Origin of the sequence: Bacillus sp. USDA818B3_A (genome assembly GCF_009928415.1) — a bacterium.
In the GTDB taxonomy this organism is placed as follows: domain Bacteria; phylum Bacillota; class Bacilli; order Bacillales; family Cytobacillaceae; genus Neobacillus.
Map to the genome: position 1 here is coordinate 622,649 of NZ_JAABNN010000001.1, position 20,080 is coordinate 642,728.

Annotated in this window: 15 protein-coding genes and 1 pseudogene; 1 reads left to right on the forward strand and 15 read right to left on the reverse strand. The window is 37.3% G+C overall.

The genetic code is table 11. The features are described 5' to 3' along the window. Positions 1-137: 137 nt before the first annotated feature. The 15 genes and pseudogenes from GXK58_RS02830 to GXK58_RS02895 all read right to left on the reverse strand — a co-directional run bounded on the left by GXK58_RS02830 (position 138) and on the right by GXK58_RS02895 (position 18,676). Positions 138-1,076, reverse strand: coding sequence for a cyclase family protein (locus GXK58_RS02830; protein ID WP_160719614.1), 939 nt, complete (start codon positions 1,074-1,076; stop codon positions 138-140). A 38-nt stretch (positions 1,077-1,114) separates the two neighbouring features. Beyond that, positions 1,115-2,065 carry a 3-hydroxyacyl-CoA dehydrogenase family protein gene (locus GXK58_RS02835; protein ID WP_202171273.1) on the reverse strand — a complete coding sequence of 317 codons (951 nt, stop codon included), beginning with the start codon at positions 2,063-2,065 and terminating at the stop codon, positions 1,115-1,117. Between the two features lie 22 nt (positions 2,066-2,087). After that, a complete protein-coding gene (locus tag GXK58_RS02840; RefSeq protein WP_160719616.1) occupies positions 2,088-2,870 on the reverse strand; it encodes an SDR family NAD(P)-dependent oxidoreductase in 783 nt (260 codons plus the stop codon). A gap of 25 nt (positions 2,871-2,895) precedes the next feature. Further along, positions 2,896-3,234 carry a cupin domain-containing protein gene (locus GXK58_RS02845; protein WP_160719618.1) on the reverse strand — a complete coding sequence of 113 codons (339 nt, stop codon included), beginning with the start codon at positions 3,232-3,234 and terminating at the stop codon, positions 2,896-2,898. A 31-nt stretch (positions 3,235-3,265) separates the two neighbouring features. Next, positions 3,266-3,778: a CoA-transferase gene (locus GXK58_RS02850; protein ID WP_237389539.1), complete on the reverse strand. Its 513-nt coding sequence runs from the start codon at positions 3,776-3,778 to the stop codon at positions 3,266-3,268. Positions 3,779-4,185: 407 nt separating this feature from the next. After that, positions 4,186-5,628: a sigma-54 interaction domain-containing protein gene (locus GXK58_RS02855; protein ID WP_160719620.1), complete on the reverse strand. Its 1,443-nt coding sequence runs from the start codon at positions 5,626-5,628 to the stop codon at positions 4,186-4,188. Between the two features lie 150 nt (positions 5,629-5,778). Further along, positions 5,779-7,125: an MFS transporter gene (locus tag GXK58_RS02860; RefSeq protein WP_160719622.1), complete on the reverse strand. Its 1,347-nt coding sequence runs from the start codon at positions 7,123-7,125 to the stop codon at positions 5,779-5,781. A gap of 48 nt (positions 7,126-7,173) precedes the next feature. Beyond that, positions 7,174-8,190: an amidohydrolase family protein gene (locus GXK58_RS02865; RefSeq protein ID WP_160719624.1), complete on the reverse strand. Its 1,017-nt coding sequence runs from the start codon at positions 8,188-8,190 to the stop codon at positions 7,174-7,176. A 566-nt stretch (positions 8,191-8,756) separates the two neighbouring features. Next, positions 8,757-9,788 carry a hypothetical protein gene (locus GXK58_RS02870; protein ID WP_160719626.1) on the reverse strand — a complete coding sequence of 344 codons (1,032 nt, stop codon included), beginning with the start codon at positions 9,786-9,788 and terminating at the stop codon, positions 8,757-8,759. A gap of 256 nt (positions 9,789-10,044) precedes the next feature. Beyond that, entirely contained in the window at positions 10,045-11,166 is a 1,122-nt protein-coding gene (locus GXK58_RS02875) for a DUF58 domain-containing protein (protein WP_160719628.1), read from the reverse strand. After that, positions 11,163-12,131, reverse strand: a complete 969-nt coding sequence (locus tag GXK58_RS02880; RefSeq protein ID WP_160719630.1) for an AAA family ATPase — start codon at positions 12,129-12,131, stop codon at positions 11,163-11,165. Before GXK58_RS02880 ends, GXK58_RS02875 begins: the two co-directional genes overlap by 4 nt. Positions 12,132-12,422: 291 nt before the next feature. Beyond that, positions 12,423-13,520, reverse strand: coding sequence for a Gfo/Idh/MocA family protein (locus GXK58_RS02885; RefSeq protein WP_160719632.1), 1,098 nt, complete (start codon positions 13,518-13,520; stop codon positions 12,423-12,425). A gap of 124 nt (positions 13,521-13,644) precedes the next feature. Continuing rightward, positions 13,645-14,523, reverse strand: coding sequence for a sugar phosphate isomerase/epimerase family protein (locus GXK58_RS02890; RefSeq protein ID WP_160719634.1), 879 nt, complete (start codon positions 14,521-14,523; stop codon positions 13,645-13,647). Positions 14,524-14,559: 36 nt separating this feature from the next. After that, a pseudogene (locus GXK58_RS27175) lies at positions 14,560-14,873 on the reverse strand (carbohydrate ABC transporter permease); the annotation flags it as partial. A gap of 326 nt (positions 14,874-15,199) precedes the next feature. Continuing rightward, complete coding sequence (locus GXK58_RS02895; RefSeq protein ID WP_160719636.1) at positions 15,200-18,676, reverse strand: family 78 glycoside hydrolase catalytic domain; 3,477 nt, start codon at positions 18,674-18,676, stop codon at positions 15,200-15,202. Positions 18,677-18,994: 318 nt separating this feature from the next. On the opposite strand from GXK58_RS02895, the gene GXK58_RS02900 reads away from it, so the two are divergent. After that, entirely contained in the window at positions 18,995-20,050 is a 1,056-nt protein-coding gene (locus GXK58_RS02900; RefSeq protein WP_160719638.1) for an AraC family transcriptional regulator, read from the forward strand. Positions 20,051-20,080 lie beyond the last annotated feature (30 nt).

Below are 20,080 nucleotides of genomic sequence, written 5' to 3' on the forward strand. Positions count from 1 at the left end.
TCCCACAGCGGAAAGGAGAACACAGGTTTCTATAAAACTCCCATTTCTGTTTCCACTCTTCCAGCACATAATACTTCTATCATTTTCAGCACTCACTTGTTGAAAACATACATCTGAATTTATTAAAAAATGAACTATCACAAAGCTCCGAATGTATAAGTACGTTCAGGTACATCGTTTACATCATCTTCATCAATTTCTGCAACACAGCGAACCATCGAGCCATCGCCTAACCACCAGCGAATTGGGAATGACATAAATTTAAAGCGTTTGCCGACAACTTTATCCAAGTCACCGCCGAGGTTTTCGATCCCTACAATCCCATTACCTAACATGTATTTGTGACAAGGCTCCCAAGTTCCTTCTAGATGATGTTCTTCCAGTTTTCCAAAGACCTGCATATATTTATCCATTCCATGTACTTGGATATAAGTCTCCTTATTAAATTCTGCAAATGCCTCCATCCCAAATTGCTCAATGTATTCTTCTGTTATGGTTTTACCTGAATAACCATCCAAATTCATCGCAAGCGAACCACCGTTCTTACCCATGGTTGTATGAAGAGGATGATCAAGGGCCTGCATATCCATTGCCACACATTTTGGCTGATATTTTTCAAACCATTCCCCTGCTTCTCGGCCCGTTCCGCAGGAATAATGATAATATTCCTTGCTTTCGTCAAATTTAAGATGCATTCCTGTTCTCAAACAGACAACCATCCCTTTAAGTTCTTCCGGTTTAATGTTTGCTCGTCTGCACGCATCATCAAGATGTGAAGCTTTAATAAGTCCCCATCGTTCCACTTGTATATCCAGACAAACTGCATCGCCATAATAGGCATCTAAAGGCATTTCATGAGTATAACGTGCCCGTCTCCCATCAAACTCGTATTCCATCACATGACGGGGTGCATCTGCATGTGTCCCGCAGTGCATAACAACATCGATTTTTTGGGTGAGCACTCCACTTTTTGAAAGGTTATGCATCGTGTCAATTTTCGGCTTTGCAAAATATGGCCAAACTGGAATGTCCGCATGAAAAGGATGACTCAAATCGACTAATACTTTTTTACCCATTATAAATTCCTCCTAAAGTTCCTTCGTATTTTATTGTTTTATTGGTGTTTTTTTTTGTCTTCGATTGTGACATCAAGTAAGTATTCAGTTAATTTTTTTCTTGAATTCTCGATTTTTTCAGGCGTCCATTCCTGAAACCCTTTACCGGATTTAAATCCCAGTTCGCCTTTTTCCACAAGTTCTTTTAATAGTGGTGATGGCTCAGGGGAATTTTCGAGATATTTTAATAGATAAGTATGGATCGACAAACTTAATTCTGTTCCTACCATATCCGCATTTTCCATTGGCCCCAGGATGGGAAGCCTCATCCCAAATCCATATTTGATTGAATCATCGACTGTTTTGGCATCGGCGATTCCATTTTCTACAATTGAAATAGCCTCCCGCCAAAGGGCATGCTGCAAACGGTTCGCAACGAAACCAGGAACATCTTTTTTCACTCTGATTGGATGTTTTCCAATTGAACTTAATAGCTCCATTGTCTGTTGAATCACTTCTTCTGAGGTATCTTTTGTTTGGACCACTTCGACCAATGGAATTAAATACGCTGGATTCCAGAAATGTGTTCCGAGGATTCGTTCCTTTCGTACTGCTTTTTGGGCAATTTCCGTAATGCTCATTACAGACGTATTGGTGGCTAAAATAACATGCGGCTCGCAAATTTTATCCAGCAATTCAAAAAATGATTGTTTTAAGTTCATATCTTCCGGGATGCATTCCACGACAAATCCAGCATCTTTAATGGTTTCTTCTAAGTCGCTTGTAATATGCAGCCTAGATAAGGTATGCTGAAATTCCTTTGTCGTTATGACATCCCTAATTAACATGATATTTAAATTTGTTTCTACTTTCTGAAGGACTTCCTCCACTGAATCTTCAACCGAATAAATGCTGACACTAAACCCTTGGCTTGCAAAAATCTGGGCAATGCCGCTGCCCATTAATCCGGATCCGCAAATAGCTACTTTCATGTCGCTGTGTTTACTCAAACTGTTCCCTCACCTTCTTCCCTTAGCCAGCCAAATATCCACCATCCACGTAAATCGTTGTTCCTGTAATGAAATCGCTTGCAGAAGATGCCAGGAACGTGCATACTCCAACATAATCCTCCGGTTCTCCAAGCCTTCCAATTGGAATTCGTGTTAAGAACTTTGTCCGGGCTGTATCGTCTTCAAACATCCACTCAGTAAGGTCAGAACGGAAGACCGTCGGGCCAATTGCGTTCACATTAATCCCGAATTCTCCCCATTCACATGCAAGCGATTTAGCCATAAGATCGATTGCTGCTTTTGATGGGCTGTAGGCAGTATACCCCTTCATCCCAAGCTTTCCTCTTGTAGAAGAAACGAGAATGACCTTTCCCCCTCTTCCCTGTTCTTTCATCACTTGTCCGGCTTTTTTGCAATAAAGCCAAGTTCCTTTTACGTTGGCGTCCATGATCGCCTCCCATTCCTCTGTTGGCTGTTCTAATATTGGCTTTGGATTGTTCATTCCAGCCGAGCACATTAAAATATCAATGCCGCCGAATTCTTCAACCGTTGCTGCCACAACAGCTTCTACCTGTGCTTCTTTTGCGGGATCTCCAATCCGATAGGCACATTGAATTCCTTCCGCCTGCATTTGTTCATAAAGTGCTTTAAGCTTCGTTTCCGTGCGAGCGGTCAGCATGACCTTCGCCCCAGCGTATCCATATCCCCATGCAGCTGCACTGCCGAGAGCCCCGGTTGCACCGGTCACTAAGGCAACCTTGCCTTCGAGATTAAATTGACTGTTTACCTCTTCTTTTTTAACCATCAATTATCACACCTATTTTTATATTTTAATAATTAACGACCACTAACATCGTAGCAGGCATGTTTGTTTCATTGATAATGGATCGGCCTTCATTTGGAGCGAGAAAAATAGAATCATATTTTTTAAGGATATAGTCTTCTGTCTTTGTCTTAATGGTGACCTCGCCTTCCAACACGAAATAAACCTTCTCGGTTGTAGAATCTTCATAGGCATATTCAGCGCCGCCGTTCGGAAGAAAATGGGTAACTCCCATCCAGAATTTTGTGGATCCTGTTTCTTCAGTTCCATGCAGCTTTAAAGTGGCACAATCGAAATGTAATGGAGCACTATATGGTTTTACACTAGAAAAATCAACCTTTCTCATTCTGCACACCTCCTTTCAAGGACCATCTGTTTTAAATAGAAGCTCTCGTTTCTAATTCGTCACTAATAAATAGATCAGCTTCTGTATTTTTCAAAAAGTCCTCTAGTCCTACACCTGAAACCATTTCTTTTAAAAGAAGTCCATTTGGTGTCACTTCGATTACCCCTAAATCGGTAACAATTAAATCTACTAGGCCTACAGCCGTTAAAGGAAGACGACATTCTCTCAATATTTTGGAATCCCCATCATTCCCTGTGTGCGTCATGGCTATAATCACCTTTTTGGCCCCTGTTACAAAATCCATCTCACTACCAATATCTAGGATGTTAGCGAATGCGAGGTTTCCTTTTTCATCTACTTCCAGTGCCTCAAGAACGGCTAAATCGATATGCCTGGCTGATTGAAGAATGATGTTTACTTCCTTATCTACAACATAATCGGCAACCATCCGAGGCAAGCCGCGGCCAAGATAGACAACATCCCCATCCTTTAACTCCTCTGCAATCATCTTTGCAATCAAATGCTTTTTCCTGCTGTTGGACACTCTTCTTCACCACCTACGTGTAATAACAACCTTTTTTCATGATAGCGGATTGATTATTTTTTGCCCTTTTGTGATTTGGCCTTTACATTCTTTATATTTGCAAGTTCCGTGCCAACATTGATTAGCTAAATCATTTTGTCTGCGTTTTCATATAACTAGTAACTTTTTGAAGATTTCCATCCTATCAATCGGTCAGGTGAAAATAGATCTCGTATTCAGAATCTGATACATTTTTTTATCAAGTTTCACTAGAGTCTAATTGATTGAACAATCTAAAGAGGTTAACGATGATGCATTTTTTTATCAATCGATACAATGATGTATCATGATTGAAATCATTCACCCAGCAAAAAAAATCTTTACATGACGAACTGTTCTCATTTCGTCATGTAAAGATTTTTACTCAATTATTCACTATTCAATTTCCATTCCGTAATTCCCAGGGATTTTGCCTTTCTTAACACAGTCGGCTGAGTTACACCTAAAGCCTTTGCGGCCTTATGTGTACTGCCATATTTTTTTAATGCATTGGTAATAATATCTTTTTCTAGTATCGCTACTGCCTCTTTCAGGGGCATAATTCTATTTCCTTTATGACTAGTAAAATGTTCCTCACCTAATGTAAGAATAATGATATCCCGAGTAATGTATTCGTTTTCTCCAATGATCACTAGTCGCTCGATTGTATTTTTTAACTCCCTAATATTTCCTGGCCAATGATAATTCGCTAATAAGTCTAATTCTTCAGGTGCAATCTTTTTTTGTTTATTATATTTCGTATTGAACTGATTAAGAAAATGATATACGAGTAGATAAATGTCATCGCATCTTTCTCTTAATGGCGGTATTGTAATGGGAATCACATTTAGTCGGTAATAAAGGTCTTCTCTAAAGCTGCCTTCTTTTATTTGATTGAGGATATTTTGATTGGTAGCCGCAATAATCCGTACGTCAATTTTAATTGGTTGTGACCCGCCAATCCTCACAACTTCTTTTTCCTGAAGAATACGTAATAGTTTTGACTGGAGCTTCATCGGCATTTCACCAATCTCATCGAGCAGAATGGTACCGTGATTCGCTTCTTCAAATAATCCTAATTTTGTCTTTTGCTGAGCACCTGTAAACGCTCCTTTTTCGTAACCAAAAAGCTCCGACTCTAAAAGTGTCTCCGGAATCGCCGAACAGTTTACCTTAACGAAAGGCTTTTTATGCCTTGAACTATTTTTCACTAGTTCACTAGCAATCACTTCTTTCCCAACTCCTGTTTCCCCAGTAATTAAAACCGTAGCATCTGTATTTGAAACTTGCTCAATTAATCTTTTAATTTTAATAACAGGAGCCGATTCCCCAATAAAACTAGGATTTCCTTTATTTTCATTAAAAAGCTGTAAGGCCTTATAATACTTTTCGTTTTCCCGTTCTTTTTCTTCAAGCATTTCCTTTAATTGGATCAGCTCAGTAAAATCTCTTATTATGGTGTATACTTGAGTGATTTCTCCCTTTTTATCAAATATTGGCGTTCCCGTAACTAATATCTTTTTATTGGTCGCCGGTGTGGTAGACATAATGGAAATCTTCTTTTTTTCTTTCAAGACTAATAAAGATACAGGCCGATTAATATACTTTTTTTCAACAAATGTTTGCATATGCTGACCGATCATTTCCTCTTCTGAAATACCTGTTATTTTTGAGTAGGCTTTATTGATTCGTAACACTACTCCGTCTTGATCGGTTACAAGTATTCCATCAGAAAGCTCATCACCGAGTTCAAAACCATCAATCACAATATGTTTATTTTCGTTTAGGGTATTGCTTATAACTCTATCATTCTCAGTAATTGATGCTTTCAAAATAGGATTTCCCCTCTCTACAATCATGCCTATATTATAAATAAAGCGCTATCATATGTACTACTCTAATTTACCTATTTCCATTTTACAAATGATTTTTTGAATAAAACGCAAAAAAGGATCAATAGATGATCCTCTTTTTAGCTTCTTCTAGTTTATCTGAATTTCAGGATCTCCCATTTTCGTAGTCTTTGATGTTTGCAGATCACTTTTCTTTTCTTGGATGAGAAGAACGATACATGCTGCGATCAACCCAGGAATAGACACTGCCAAAAAGCTGACATAAAGATGCAAGCCCCATGACACAATAAACCCTAAAATCGTTGGAGCAAAGATGGCTCCAAATCTTCCTAATCCAAAAGCAAATCCCATCCCAGTCGATCTCATGGATGGTGGGTAAAATAGAGATAAATATCCATTTGCAATGTTTTGTCCACCGAAAAATCCAATACCAGCTAACGCCACCAAGGTTAGTACGGCAAAAAGATTAGTGGTGAAACCTAACAGTGTAATGGAAACAAAGGCTAACAGGTATAAACTTACTAATGTTTTTTTATAGCCTATACGCCCAACAACAAAACCAGCAATATTGCTTCCAAAAAGTGCCCCTAAATTTAGGGTAAGCAAAAACAATAGACCAAAGCTAAGCCCAAAACCAGCCTTTATCATTAATTGTGGAAGCCAGGTTGAAACACCTGCAGTAATAAACATATTCATAAAAAATACAATCCATATTAAAATGGTATTCACTCCTCTTTTTTCCCTAAATAAGGCTGGTAGAGAGGATTTTTCAGTATTGTCCAGTTCAAAACTCACATTTTTTGGCAGGTTAATCGTTGGTTGTAGTTTACCGCAGATGTTTCTTAATGTTTCGATTCGGTTATTTTTAATGAGATTAACAGTAGACTCCGGAAGAAACTTTATTAAGAGTGGTAATAGGAGGAGCGGAAAACCCCCGATCATGTACAATATTTCAAATCCATAATCTTTTAAAAGCCAGATAGAGAGCCCGGATGCTAGTATTCCGCCCACTTGCATTCCTGAAAAAATAGCTGCCACCATGACTGCTTTATTTTTATTCGGTGCATATTCTGTGGTAAGTGATACAATATTAGGCATGACTCCCCCTAATCCTAATCCCATGATAAATCGGAAGAATCCAAATGTAGTCATAGTGGTTGAGAAACCTGACAATAGGCTTCCAACACTAAAAAAGATCGTACATAAAATAATCACTTTTTTTCTCCCTATTCGATCGGCGAGAAAGCCAAATGCTAAGGCGCCTGCACCTGCACCAATTAATCCGCAGCTGCCAATCAAACCAGCCTGTGTCGGGGTCATATGAAATTCCTTTAATAAAACTGGCATTGTAGCTCCGTACATCACCATATCAAATCCGTCAAAGGTAATGATCATAAAAAATAAAGTGAACATGGTAAGATGAAATTTATTAAATTTTGTCGTACTGATAAACTCATTTATATTGATTTTTGACATTCATTTCCCCCCCAGGGATATACTTTTTTTATAACGAATGGTTAATTTTTATCGATGATGATGATGCTGATAAAGGTTTATCCCTAATTTTTCAATTGCATTTCGATAGAATAATTTCTCTCTTTCTTCGTCAGTCAAGGGAACATCTGTTAGGAACTGCATCATATCTGGAAGAGATTCATAGGGGTAATCGCTTCCAAATAAAATCCGATCCATTCCCAATACCTCTTTTGTACATATAAATGCTTCTTTGCTCATATTTCCACTGGTCGTGACATAAATATTATTCTTAAAATAGTAACTAACATCTTCCTTACATTTAATAAAGGGGTTTGGCAGAAATTTTACCCGATTGTCCATTCGATCTAATAGAAATGGAAGTCCCTCACCTAAATGACCGAGCACTACCTTTAAGTTTTGCAGCTTATCAAACAGACCGGAAACTGTCATACGGGTAATCGTAATGATGGTGTCCAATGTAAAACCTAAAGCAGGGCCCGCCACGGTAAATCCAAATCCCTCTACCCGCATATCGTTTGGAAGCTGTGGATGCAAATAGACATATATACCAAGTTCTTCAGCCTTTTTAAAAATAGGGAAATAAAATTCATCATCCGGCGCAGTGTCACCATAGTTGGAATGGGTATGCCAGGAAACAAATCCATATTCTTTTACACATCGTTCTAGCTCCTTACAAGCCTCGGCTGGATTTTTGACTGGTAAAATAGCACTCCCTAAATATTGGGTTGGGTACTTTTTGATAATCTCTGCCAGCGTATCATTGGTCCTCCTGCAGACCTCAATACTATCCTCTTCATCCAATTGCTCCGGCCCCGGCGAACTGCTTAAAATAACCACATCTACCCCTTGCTCTTTCATTAACTGATTTCGCTTTTCAGCAACCTCCAATAGCTGTGGCAAGATGACATCCTGGGGCATCGTAATCGCATCCGTCCAGGTTATAACGTTAGTTTCTTTTCTGTAAAATGGCGGCTGCTGTCTTTTAGCTAACACATCTAGTAAACTTTCATCGTAAAAATGGTTTTCAAAATCAATTCTTTTCATATGTTCTTTCCCCTTTGTATTTTTAAATGAAAAAGCAAAATAGAAATCGCTTACAAAATTATTTCTTAGTTTAACCTCCTCACAAATTTTATAAAGTATATTATTTTTTCAATTTTAAATATTGCAAATATCGTGCCAACTAGTAAGACCTTAAAATAAATTGGTAGAAGCTATCTCCATGCAACTTAGTGATTGAGTCGAGTCTTTTTATAGTAAACAAACCGATAACAAAATGTATCAAGTATAGGAATAATTCAGGAAAAGTCTTGATAAATATGTATTTAGGTGTGATATTTTTTTGTATCAATCTTCAAACAAATGTATCAGAAATAAGGAAGAAGAGAGATTGATGCCTCATTTTTGTTTTACGGGCGAACCAAATCTTTAACTTCCATATTAAATAAACGCCAGCCGAAAGGCTGACGCAGTAATATAGTTATTTAAAGACGTATTTAAGCGGAGAATATATTCGCCGTTTAAAAGTAATGGCGACCATTTTTATATTGACTTTATGGATAAATGTAGTCCGTGCCTGTCCCTCAGAACAGGGTGGACAGGCACCCAAATTATTGCCTTAGCTTTAACCAAAAATCGTCCACCTGTTTCATTTCCAATTCATTTAACAGCAGTTTTCCATAGCGAATGTCGTCATACCATTTTTTAATAAGCTCTAATTTTTCCATTCGCTCATTTAATTCCAGGACTTCATGAGCGGTTAATGATGCTCGCCACTGTTCTTGTTGTTTCACTTCTCCTGCTAAAAAAAGATAAATAAAACGAATTTTTTCCTCAATCGTCATTTGCTCAAAATTTGGTTTACGTTTTGTTATATTTCGAAATAATTCTTGAACATTTTCTTTAACTTCCCTTTGAAATTTTCCCAAATCAAATAATGAGACCTTTTCATCTTCATACTCTATTACTAAATCTTTACGATGATTGTTTTTTAGAATTCGAGAGAATAGGTTGATTATCCAAGAAAACAATCGTCGAACCATTTTTCTGAACTTTTTTATCAATAATGCCGCTAACACGACAAAAAATCCAACAACAAATATAATACCGATGATCCAAAGGAGATGATCTAACCATACCGGCATCGGGTTTGTTTCGTTTTTGCCTAAAATCATTGGCGGTCTTACTGGCTGATTCGTTCCAACTTCCGCAGATTCATTGGATTCTTCCCCGCCAAATAAAAGTCCAAAAAAGGATTTCACAACAAAATACAAGGCCGATTTGATAGATTGAAAGTTAGAAATGAAAAAGATGATCAATAAAATAATGAAAAGATAGATCCGGTTAAGACGTTTGACTTCACTTCCAACCTTTTTCTGTTTTTCTTTAGAAAATGATGCATGATGTAAGAGCTGTTCGTTTGTCATAAAAACCATGACAATAATAAATAGGAAACCTGCCGTACTAATCCAATTTTTGTACATAACGAGGTGCTGGTTAAACGCAAAAATGATATAACTCACAAAGTACAAGGGTAAACTGATCGCCCACATGATTTGACTTTGCATCAGCTGTTCCCCATCTTTTTCGGCATGTTGAATTCCTCGAAAAGCAACAACGAAACCGATTAAAAGTGTGATCATTTTTGCCCATATAGAATCAAAAAATAGGAGACTATATATAGTTACCATGCCTGCAGCGCTTATGAAGGAAAGAAAGCGCCAATTGGGTAAAAGACAACGAAAAAGGAAATGAATGTAGAATAGAAACAGTAAACCCAAAAACCATAAGAGGATCTCTTCATGATTCAGACAAAACACAGCTAACAATAGAAACACCGGAAAAAAAACTAATCCTTCGACTAGTCCGGAAATTAAAGGTTTAAGGAAACGGCTTGCTTTAACCCGCATTTTCCACCTCTGCCTTCTTTACTTCATCTGCTAATATCACTACCTTAACTGCATTACCTAATTGTTCCAATTTATCAATTTGCAGCTCTACTTTTTCCGTAATTTTATAGGCAAATATAATAATATCAGTATTTGTCAATTCACCATTGATATCTTCCTGTAAAAATGCAGGGAAATTACGACTACGATCCATCTTTACTTTAGCAATGGCGTCCAATATGAATTCTACTTGTTGTCCATCACTTGACGGTTCAATGCGGACAGATGGCTTAACCAGTGAAATTGAATTGACAAATGGTTCAACATAATAACCATTACAGCCAAATCCTGTGGCAACTCCCTGATTAATGGTATAGCTTGCCAGTGTTGCCGCGTAAGACAGCGCCTTTTCAAATAGATCGAGTTTCTCCATCGGTAACCTTACATCTTCGTTTATATCAAAACTTACATAAATAAGTAAATGATGATCCGCCGTATAATCTTTCTTATTGATTTGAAAGGAATGTGTTCTGGCTGTGGCCTTCCAATTAATTGAATTGAAAGAATCCCCTTGCTGATATTCACGTACTCCTGCATGTAAAAACGGATCTTCAATGATCCAGCGTTTCACAGTCATTTCACCAAGCCAACTATGAGAGGGCAAAGGGATTTCCTCCATTGGCACTAGTTTCGGATAAACCGTTAGTGCGGTCTGTGAAGCGAAGGAATCAAAGACGCCACCAAATCCCATCGCGTCTCCTGCTGTCACTGACACACTTGGAAGCAGGTAATAACCCCTTTTTCTTCCTATTAGGAGAATCTTTCGGGTTATTTTTTGATAGGGCCATAAACTAAATAAAGTAGAATGATAGACGGGGCCTTCCTCTTCAAATTTTACAGATTCTTCACTTAGTAAATTTGAATGGATCATTGTTTCTAACCTTAGCCATGGAACAGGCAATAATTTACGGTTCATAATTTCGTAGACCATTACTACCTTTTCACCTTCACTAACAGAGGTCTGTTTCAAATAACGTTGGTATGATATTCCTTTCAAGCCCCATTTTCGATTTATAAATCCCTGTATAAGAAAAATAAAGAGAAATACAACGATGAACCAAGCTATATTCATTTGTAAAACAAATCCTTTTCTGATTCAGTAGGGACTTTTACATTAGCCAGGATGTCGTCTATTACAGCATCAACCTCACCATGCTTAATGCCTATTCGCTTTGCTAGTACAAGACGATGCCCTAAAACTGGCTTGGCTATTTTTTTTATATCATCCGGTATGATATAGGTCCTTCCCTGTAATAATGCATATACTTGGATGGCCTTTAACATGGCTTGACTTCCACGCGGACTGACCCCAAGCAAAATTCTTTCATGATTTCGGGTTGCCTCTATAATATCCATTAAGTATGAAAGTACATCCTGACTTATCTCTACCTCATGGTAAATTTTTTGCATCGCAACAATCTCTTCCACACTAACTACAGATTCTAATGCTTCTAATGGATTGTTCTGTTTAAATCGCAATAAAATATCCATACCTTCTTGTTTTGATGGGTAACCCATATTTATTTTTAAAAGAAATCTGTCCAGTTGTGCTTCGGGCAACGGAAATGTTCCCAAGCTTTCTACTGGATTTTGTGTCGCAATAACTAAAAATGGATTGGTTAACTGATGGGAGTGGCCATCAATCGTTACTTGGCGCTCCTCCATACTTTCAAGTAAACTTGATTGTGTTCTTGGTGTGGCACGATTAATTTCATCTGCTAAAAGGAAGTTAGTAAAAATGGGTCCTGGCCGAAATTCAAATTCTCCCTTTTGTTGACTATAAAAATAAATTCCTGTAATATCCGAGGGCAATAAATCTGGGGTGAATTGAATTCGTTTAAACGTACCTGAAACGGACTTTGCTAAGACTTTCGCCAACAATGTTTTACCTGTACCAGGCACATCTTCCAATAACACATGTCCATTAGAAACAAGCGCAACAAGCAATAAATCAATCGTATCCCCTTGCCCGACGACAACATGATTAACATTTCGCTTTATTTTGGCCGTTACTTCCCTTATATCTGATAACTGCACTCTTATATACCCCTATTCATTGATATTTAGATACATCCCTTGAACCTATTATAAGCAATTAATTAATAGAATGATATTATATTAAAGGGAATTAATAGAATACTCATAATTATTGTAATACTCCTGTATGCATATTGTATTTTGGCGGCCTTTTGGATGGTCAATTTAGAAAAATGCAGACAGGTACATTTAGCCCTAAAATATCGAAGTTCTGTGAAGGGGCTTTATCATAGCCAAAAATAAAAACGGCTTTATTCTATCTTAATAGAATAAAACCGCTAATAATTATTATTAAAAACGTACACTAAATTCGGGTTTGTTGATCTTTACTTCACTGCCTTGTTCTGACGAACGTAAAATTCCATCAATGATTGCTTGATTGATCAAAATTTGTTCACCAGGAATAGGTGCAGAATTACCTTCTTGTATTGCCACAACAAAGTCGCGAACCTTCTCATAGAAAATATTTAATTGATGATTTTGGACAGGAATGGCCGATTCAACATGATGCCCTTTAATATCATGGAATAAACTGATTGAACCGATTCCCCCGTCCCACACTCCACTTTTTGGTCCACTGCCTGCTGGAGTTAATTTCAAACCTGCATCGGTTCCAAGAAAGATGGTTGGTCCTAGTGTGTCCATATGCATGGCCCAAGAAATCTTAAAGTTTAAAACAATTCCCCCTTCTAGACGAATCATCGCTACACCAAAGTCTTCTACTTCAAACTTGTCCGCTTCCTTGTGGTAAAGCGGGTTTGTTCCGAAATGATTAGAAGTAAAGGCGGAAACGGTTAGGGGCTTAGGGTAGCCCAACGCATTCAGAGCAAGATCTAACGAATAACATCCGATATCCGCCATCGCCCCGGCACCGGCTAATTCTTTATTGATAAAGGTCCCTCCAGGCATTCCACGCCGGCGTCCACCACCTGTTTGAACATAGTAGACATTACCTAATTGACCCGATTGGACGATTTCTTTTACCGCTATCATATTAGGATCATATCTTGGCTGAAATCCCACTGTGAGGATTTTATCTGCCTTCTTTGATGCTTCAACCATTTCAATAGCCTGTTGTAAGGTAACCGCCATCGGCTTTTCAACTAGCACGTGTTTGCCGGCATAAAGGGAAGCAATACTGGTGTTATGATGGGCAACATTTGGTGTACAAATGCTGACTCCATCAATATCCATATTCAAAAGCTCAAGATGGTTATCAAAGGCTTTCGCCTCTTCTAATTCAAGCTGTTTAATAAATTGCTTCGCCTTGCCTGGTATGACGTCGGCTACTGCTACAATTCTTACCTCCGACATTTGTTTGTAGGCTCTAGCATGGGCTGCAGCAATTCCTCCGCTGCCAATGATTCCAATATTAATCGTATTTGACATCTGGTTTCCCCCAACTCATTCTTAATTAGAGACTAACGAAAATCTTTCTCGAAAGTAAACAGTTGTTTGGGAAGATTTTTAGATTGCTGCTGGAATTTGTGTTATATCTCACAATTGTTCTGGCTTATCTAAAATAAATGGAAAGATGACTTTTTGCTTTTCTAATTCCCAGCTGCTCCTTTTCTAACGATCCCCAAAAGTGATGGTCTTCTAGCTCAATGCTGATTGGACCCTGATAACCCACTTTTTCAAGTCTTACTGCTACTTTTCCCCAGTCAACATCCCCTTGTCCAGGGATTGTGTATCTCCATGGCCCTTCCGAAAAATTATATTTAGCTCCAAAGGTTGCAGCAATATTACCGCATTCATATTGTTCTTCATGTAATATTTCTGTGTCTTTACCATGGCAGTATTGGATTCTATCACCAAACTCAGTTATTACTCTTAAATGGTCTATCCCAAGTCTTACTAAGTGGGATGGATCATAATTAATCCCGAAATGTTTAGAAGGAATTGTTTCGAACATCGCTCTTAGAATTTCCGGTGTACAACCCAGAGTTGGATAATAGGGAGCAGGTCCTGGCCATCCTTCCAATGCAATAAAAAGATTTTCTTGTTCGGCATGCCTCACGACCTCAGGAAAGGTTTCTTTCCAAATATCAAAGGCTTTGTTTCTTGGCATGGTGATATCCTCCGGAACTAAACACATAAACATCACTTCGCCGCCGAGTTCAGAAACTTCTGACATTTGTATTTTTAGAGCGGCCACGGCTTCTTTACGGCTTTTCTTATCCTCACTTAATAGCTTTGTCCTTCCGACAGCCCCTATACCATCAATGGACCCTACTTCTAGGCCTTCTTTTTCTAAGATAGCTTTCACCTCTTGGTTATAATAGGGAACATCGATCACATCCAAGCCAGTACTGGCAGCAAATCTTGCAATGGACTCCATCCCCTCTTCTCTAATTTTTGGTGGTATTCTCATGCCTATTTTTTTAATCATATTTTCAATATCCTCCTATTAAACTCTTATAAATATTCAGAGATGGCCGCCTTTTTCTAAGTATTCTTCGATAAATAGATAAACAATTAAAATCGGTAAAGTAAAAACGATGATAACACCGTACTAAATCTGGTCAGTATATCGCTGTTTATACCCGCCTTCTGCACGACCGGACCCTGCACCTTCAGCAAACACCTGGTTGGAAATGATATTTCTCTTAAAACAATTTGCAACAGTTGTAAACTATAGTCACGAATATATATGATTCCTGTTAAGAAATCATTCCAGTGTCCAACTAAGTTATAAAGCCATACAACAGAAATAACAGCTTCAGAGAACGGCAAGGCCATTATCTAAAAAAATCTGGTTTTGACTTACATATACTTTACTCACTATACGAGAAACAATCGGAAGATTTACGCCATTCTTTAGGAACAACTGAATTAGTTCAAATAGGGCCTCTAGTTTTGAGGAATTGCCACTTTTGAATCTTTCGGCATTAATCCAAAGTTCTACCGCTTCATTACCTGAAACATTTGAGGGTATTATTTTTTTGTTAAAAGGCAAAAAACGCCTTCAATTTTGAGATTTTGAAGACGTTTTTGGCAATTTGGAATAAAGAATACAATTTGCATAATGGTATTAATAAATTCATTACTGAAATGACAACGAACTATTAATCTATTGATACTTCAATGCAATCATTGACTCGATTAAACTTAAAGTTTCCAGATACAAGTTCAAAATATGCCACTTTTATATGATTAAAAGTAGTATTTCCTCTATAAATAACACCTTCACTTACTACCTCAAACTTAGCATCATCTTCAACTGGTAAATATAAATCAGCAGTTGTATTTGCAGGTACTTTTACTTCATAACGATCCCACAAGCTGCCCTCACTCTTTGTCCATCCGCTATGAATTGTTCCATATGGCGACTCAAAGCTTCCTTTTACATATTCAAACTTCCCACCCATTTGAGGCTGAAGAATGAAATGCTTGTAGCCGGATTTTTCTTCATCAGACATGATTCCTAGTTGATACCCCATCATCCATTCATAGATAGCACCTAGCGAAAAATGGTTAAAAGAGTTCATTGAATTATTGCCATTAAACCCACCATCAACCGTATAGGAATTCCAGCGTTCCCATATGGAAGTGGCCCCATTGATAACAGGATATAGCCATGAAGCATACTCTGTTGATTCAAATAGGTTATAAGCTTCCTCTAAATATCCATATTTTGATAACGTTGGTACAAGATTTGGGGTTCCTGAAAATCCTGTTTTAATCGTATAGTTACCCTTCTCCGTTAAAGTCCTCTTAACCGTTTCTTGATAATGGATCACGGCTTTCGGCTCATTTATTTCACTAAATACACCATATCTAAGAGGAGTTGCGTAAGATGCTTGAGTATCTTGAAGCTTGCCTTCCAAATCTCTTGTACGGCCATCCTCATCCACATAAAGTTCGTTCCATTGAGTCTTTGTTATTTTATAGGCAGCTCTATACTTATTAGAAAGCTCAGGTTGACCGATTATTTCAGCCATTTTTGAGGAAGTTTCTAATAAATAGGCATAAACGGCATTATTAATTAATGTGTAGTCGGTAAGCTCAATACTTAGCCAATCAGCAAGAATACCCGTTTTGCTTGTTAAGCCATTATATACTTTATCCCCTACAGTCATAGGATTTTCCAGCAAATAGTTTAGATATTTATCAATGGCTCCAATATTTTCCCGGATGATCTCCTTCTTACCATATTGTCTATATAAGTTATATGGGATCAACACAATCGCTGCATCCCAAGAAACACCACAGAAACCACCAAATCCACTTGTATCTTGATCAGGCAGTATATAGCTTGGGGCAAACACAGGAAGTGCCCCTGTTTCAAACTGACTATCTCTTAAGGTGTATAACCATTGGCGATAAAAATTATAAACATCTGCATTATAGGTTGCTGCCATGGAAAATACCTGTGCATCCCCCGTCCATCCCAGCCGCTCATTTCTTTGTGGACAATCAGTTGGAAGTGAAATAAAGTTACTGTTTTGAGAGTTTTGCACATTTTTATATAATCTATTGACCAATGGGTTGGAAGATTCATAGGTGGAAGACATTTTTATCGATGATAAAAGGTATGTCTGAACACATTCGACTGGAAGTGGCTCACTGAGTCCTGAAATCTCAATAAAACGGAAACCATGATAGGTTCGATGAGGTTCAATGACAACTGCATCATTACTCTTTGCTGTATAAAAGTCAGTTGAAAGAGCTGCACGATAATTTTCAACCATCATCATATCTGCGATTCCTGCTTCTTGATATTCCTTAAGTTGACTCGGATAAAGAATCTCAGCATAACGGATAATTAACTGCTGACCTGCCTTTAGCACTCCTTCTGGTATCTCGATGTGAGGAACGCCCAATACATTTTCACCCATATCATAAATGTAAGAATAGTTACCATTGAAATCTTTATGCTCGCTGGTTTTTTGAACACTTTTTGAGACAATCGTATTAATCACACGAATCGGCTCATCCAATCTTGTCATAAAGGTATAGTTTTCAAATGCAGATTCTGTTGGGATCTCAACTGCTTTTCTCCAGCCTTTTTCATCAAAGTCCACATTCATCCAGCCAACTACTTCTTTGTTTGCATTATAACGTTCGCCTTGGAAGAATGAGCCATACTCAACAGGTCCATTTCCATAGTAAGACCAATTTTCTTCATTCGTTACAATGGTTTCAACCGTCTGATCGGTATACTCGATCACTAACTTCGCCATCAAAGCTTGACGATCGCCATAGAAATTATAGTTATGGACAATGAAAGTCTGATAGCCGCTCCACCAGCCTTCAGCCAGTTGTACGGCAATGGCATTCTTACTCTCACTGTTAAGTAACTCTTTTACATCGTAGGTATGGTAGGCAATTCTTTCACGGTACTCTGAGTTCCCTGGGTTAAACCAGTGATCACTAACTTTCTCTCCATTAATCCACATTTCATATATGCCTTGAGCCGTAACATACAGCCGAGCTTTTTCAATTGTTTTCTCAGCCTTAAACTCTGTTCTAAGCATTGGAGCACTGCCATAAGATGGATTGGCAGATACCAGAATATCCTTATTGCCGCCTACAATAATTTTTCCATCCTCTTCCACACAAACGCCTTCAAGACCTTTAAAAATATCGTACGCAGCTCCAATTTTCTCTCCAAAAAGAATTCCCTCACTATATGGACCTGGATTATGAATGGCCAGGTTTTCAAATATGGCTTTTTCTCCTGCAGCTACTGAAAACCCAATTTCATTCAGATTCGGATAGGTATTATAATCATGCGTGTTGCCTAACGGGTTAAGCTGACGATTTTCATCGACTGCCATTCCATTTATTTTAAAGGTGACTTGATTTAAGTTACTTAATGTATCGATAGAAATGCTCATCTTCTCATAAACATTTTCTTTAGAAATCACTGTATTTGGAATCTCTACCGAAAAATCAGCTTCATTTGGGTCATTCTCTATACTTTGTCCAAAAACCGGCATACCCACTACATAGATATTAAGCTTCGCCGTATCACTTGTTCCATTTACTAGCTGCTCTACATCCACTTCATATTTAAAATAGTTTAGATCTTCCGCTTTTCCCCAGATGTTAAAGTTCTTGTTTTTTAATCTAAAATCATTGGCGCCAAAAATGACTCCTGCCTTTTTAGAGCCTTCCGTTAAAGTCAGATCCATCCTCAAATCAAAGTAGCAAGCAGAAGCCGCATCCAATGTCAGCTCGTCTGCTCCAATCCATTTAGCACCATCACCTAGGGATTTCTCATTCTCTAACATAAGTCCCGTTTCAAAAAAATTATCCGTAGAGTTGTATCTATTTCCATGATTATCTGCTACTGATAATTCCACACTGTATCTTGTGGATGGTTCAAGAGGTTTTCCCTCATAAGAGATCTCAACAGCCGTATCTGAGAAGACCTCCCCTGAATCCCAAGCAATGCTTCCATCTTCTTCTTTCACGATTATTCTATAAGATTCTTGCCTAACACCTACTTCATCAGATAAAACCAGCCAACTAAACTCTGGCTTCTTATAATCAATCCCGATTGGATTCACAAGGCCTTCTGTTTTTAATGTAAGCATTTTCAAATACCTCCAATAAAATATATATCCTGAACTTATAACCCAGCATTTCACTTTCAAGTTAAAATCAATTTTTTAAAATTAATATCTACTACTATACTAATTCAAATGAATAGGAATCCATATACTCATATTTAATGAAAATAATTGATGTTTTTTAATCTATTCTTTATGAATTTTCTTCTGTATAATTTAAATAACTGTCTGATAAAAGCGTATAATAAGTCTATTTTTAATGCAATTCCCTTAAACTACTAATAAGCAAATAAAAATAAAATTAGATTTTTTTAATCTTATTTATTATTCGAAGGTGAAAAAATGAAGTTAAATGAGTTAGATCAATTTTTGAGAGAATATACGGAAGATGAGATCTTCTATAAAAGTCATTACATTGCCTCACAAAATCCCGAGACATATATGACCTTTATGGAAAACATAGATTTTGACTTCATTGAAGAAAAGAAAATTATTATTCCTTCTTTTTACCCTGATGTTGAAGATCCCTACATGATGACAGAAAACTCGTTTTTTAAGGGAAAGGAAAATTTTAATGTTTTGCCTTTAAAACATTATCGGTACACACCTGAATTTGTTCATACTCATACTTTTTTTGAAATGAGTTACGTCTATTCAGGTAGTTTTACGCAAAAAATTGGCCATGATGAAATCGTTTTAAATGAAGGTGATATTTGCATCCTATCACCTGGGGTTGAACATTCTGTTGGTATTTATGACGACACGATTCTACTTAACTTTTTAATCAGGAAAAGTACGTTTAACAACACATTTTTGGCTGTTCTTAAGGAGGAAAATTTATTATCTTCCTTCTTTAATAAGATCTTACATTCTAATACTTTTAATAGGTACATTCTATTTCGTACGAATAATCATCCTGAAATTAAGGATATTTTATGTGAAATTTTTCATGAAGGATTAGAAAATAAAAAATACTGTCATATTGTTTTAGATAATCTAATAATGGTATTCTTTGCTAATCTATTAAGAGATGAGAGTATTAAAATAGAGTTACCTCAAGAACTTCATAAAAGTAACAAGTATTTTACATCGATTATTACTTTTATCCAAAGAAATTACAAAACTGTAACCCTTCAAGATCTATCTAAAGAATTTCACTTCACCGTTCCTTATCTGAGTAAACTTATAAAAATGAATACTGGGCAAACGTTTAAGGATATCATTCAAACATTAAAGCTCAATAAAGCGATTGAACTTTTAACGTCTTCTGGATTAAAGATTGAAGAGATCAGTCATTCGATTGGATATGAAAATGTCTCTCAATTTATAAGGATATTTAAGAGAGTTTATGGAGTAGCTCCTAATCAATATAGAAACAAAAAAAAGCTGCCAAAATAATAATAGCAGCTTTAATACCATTTAGTTAAT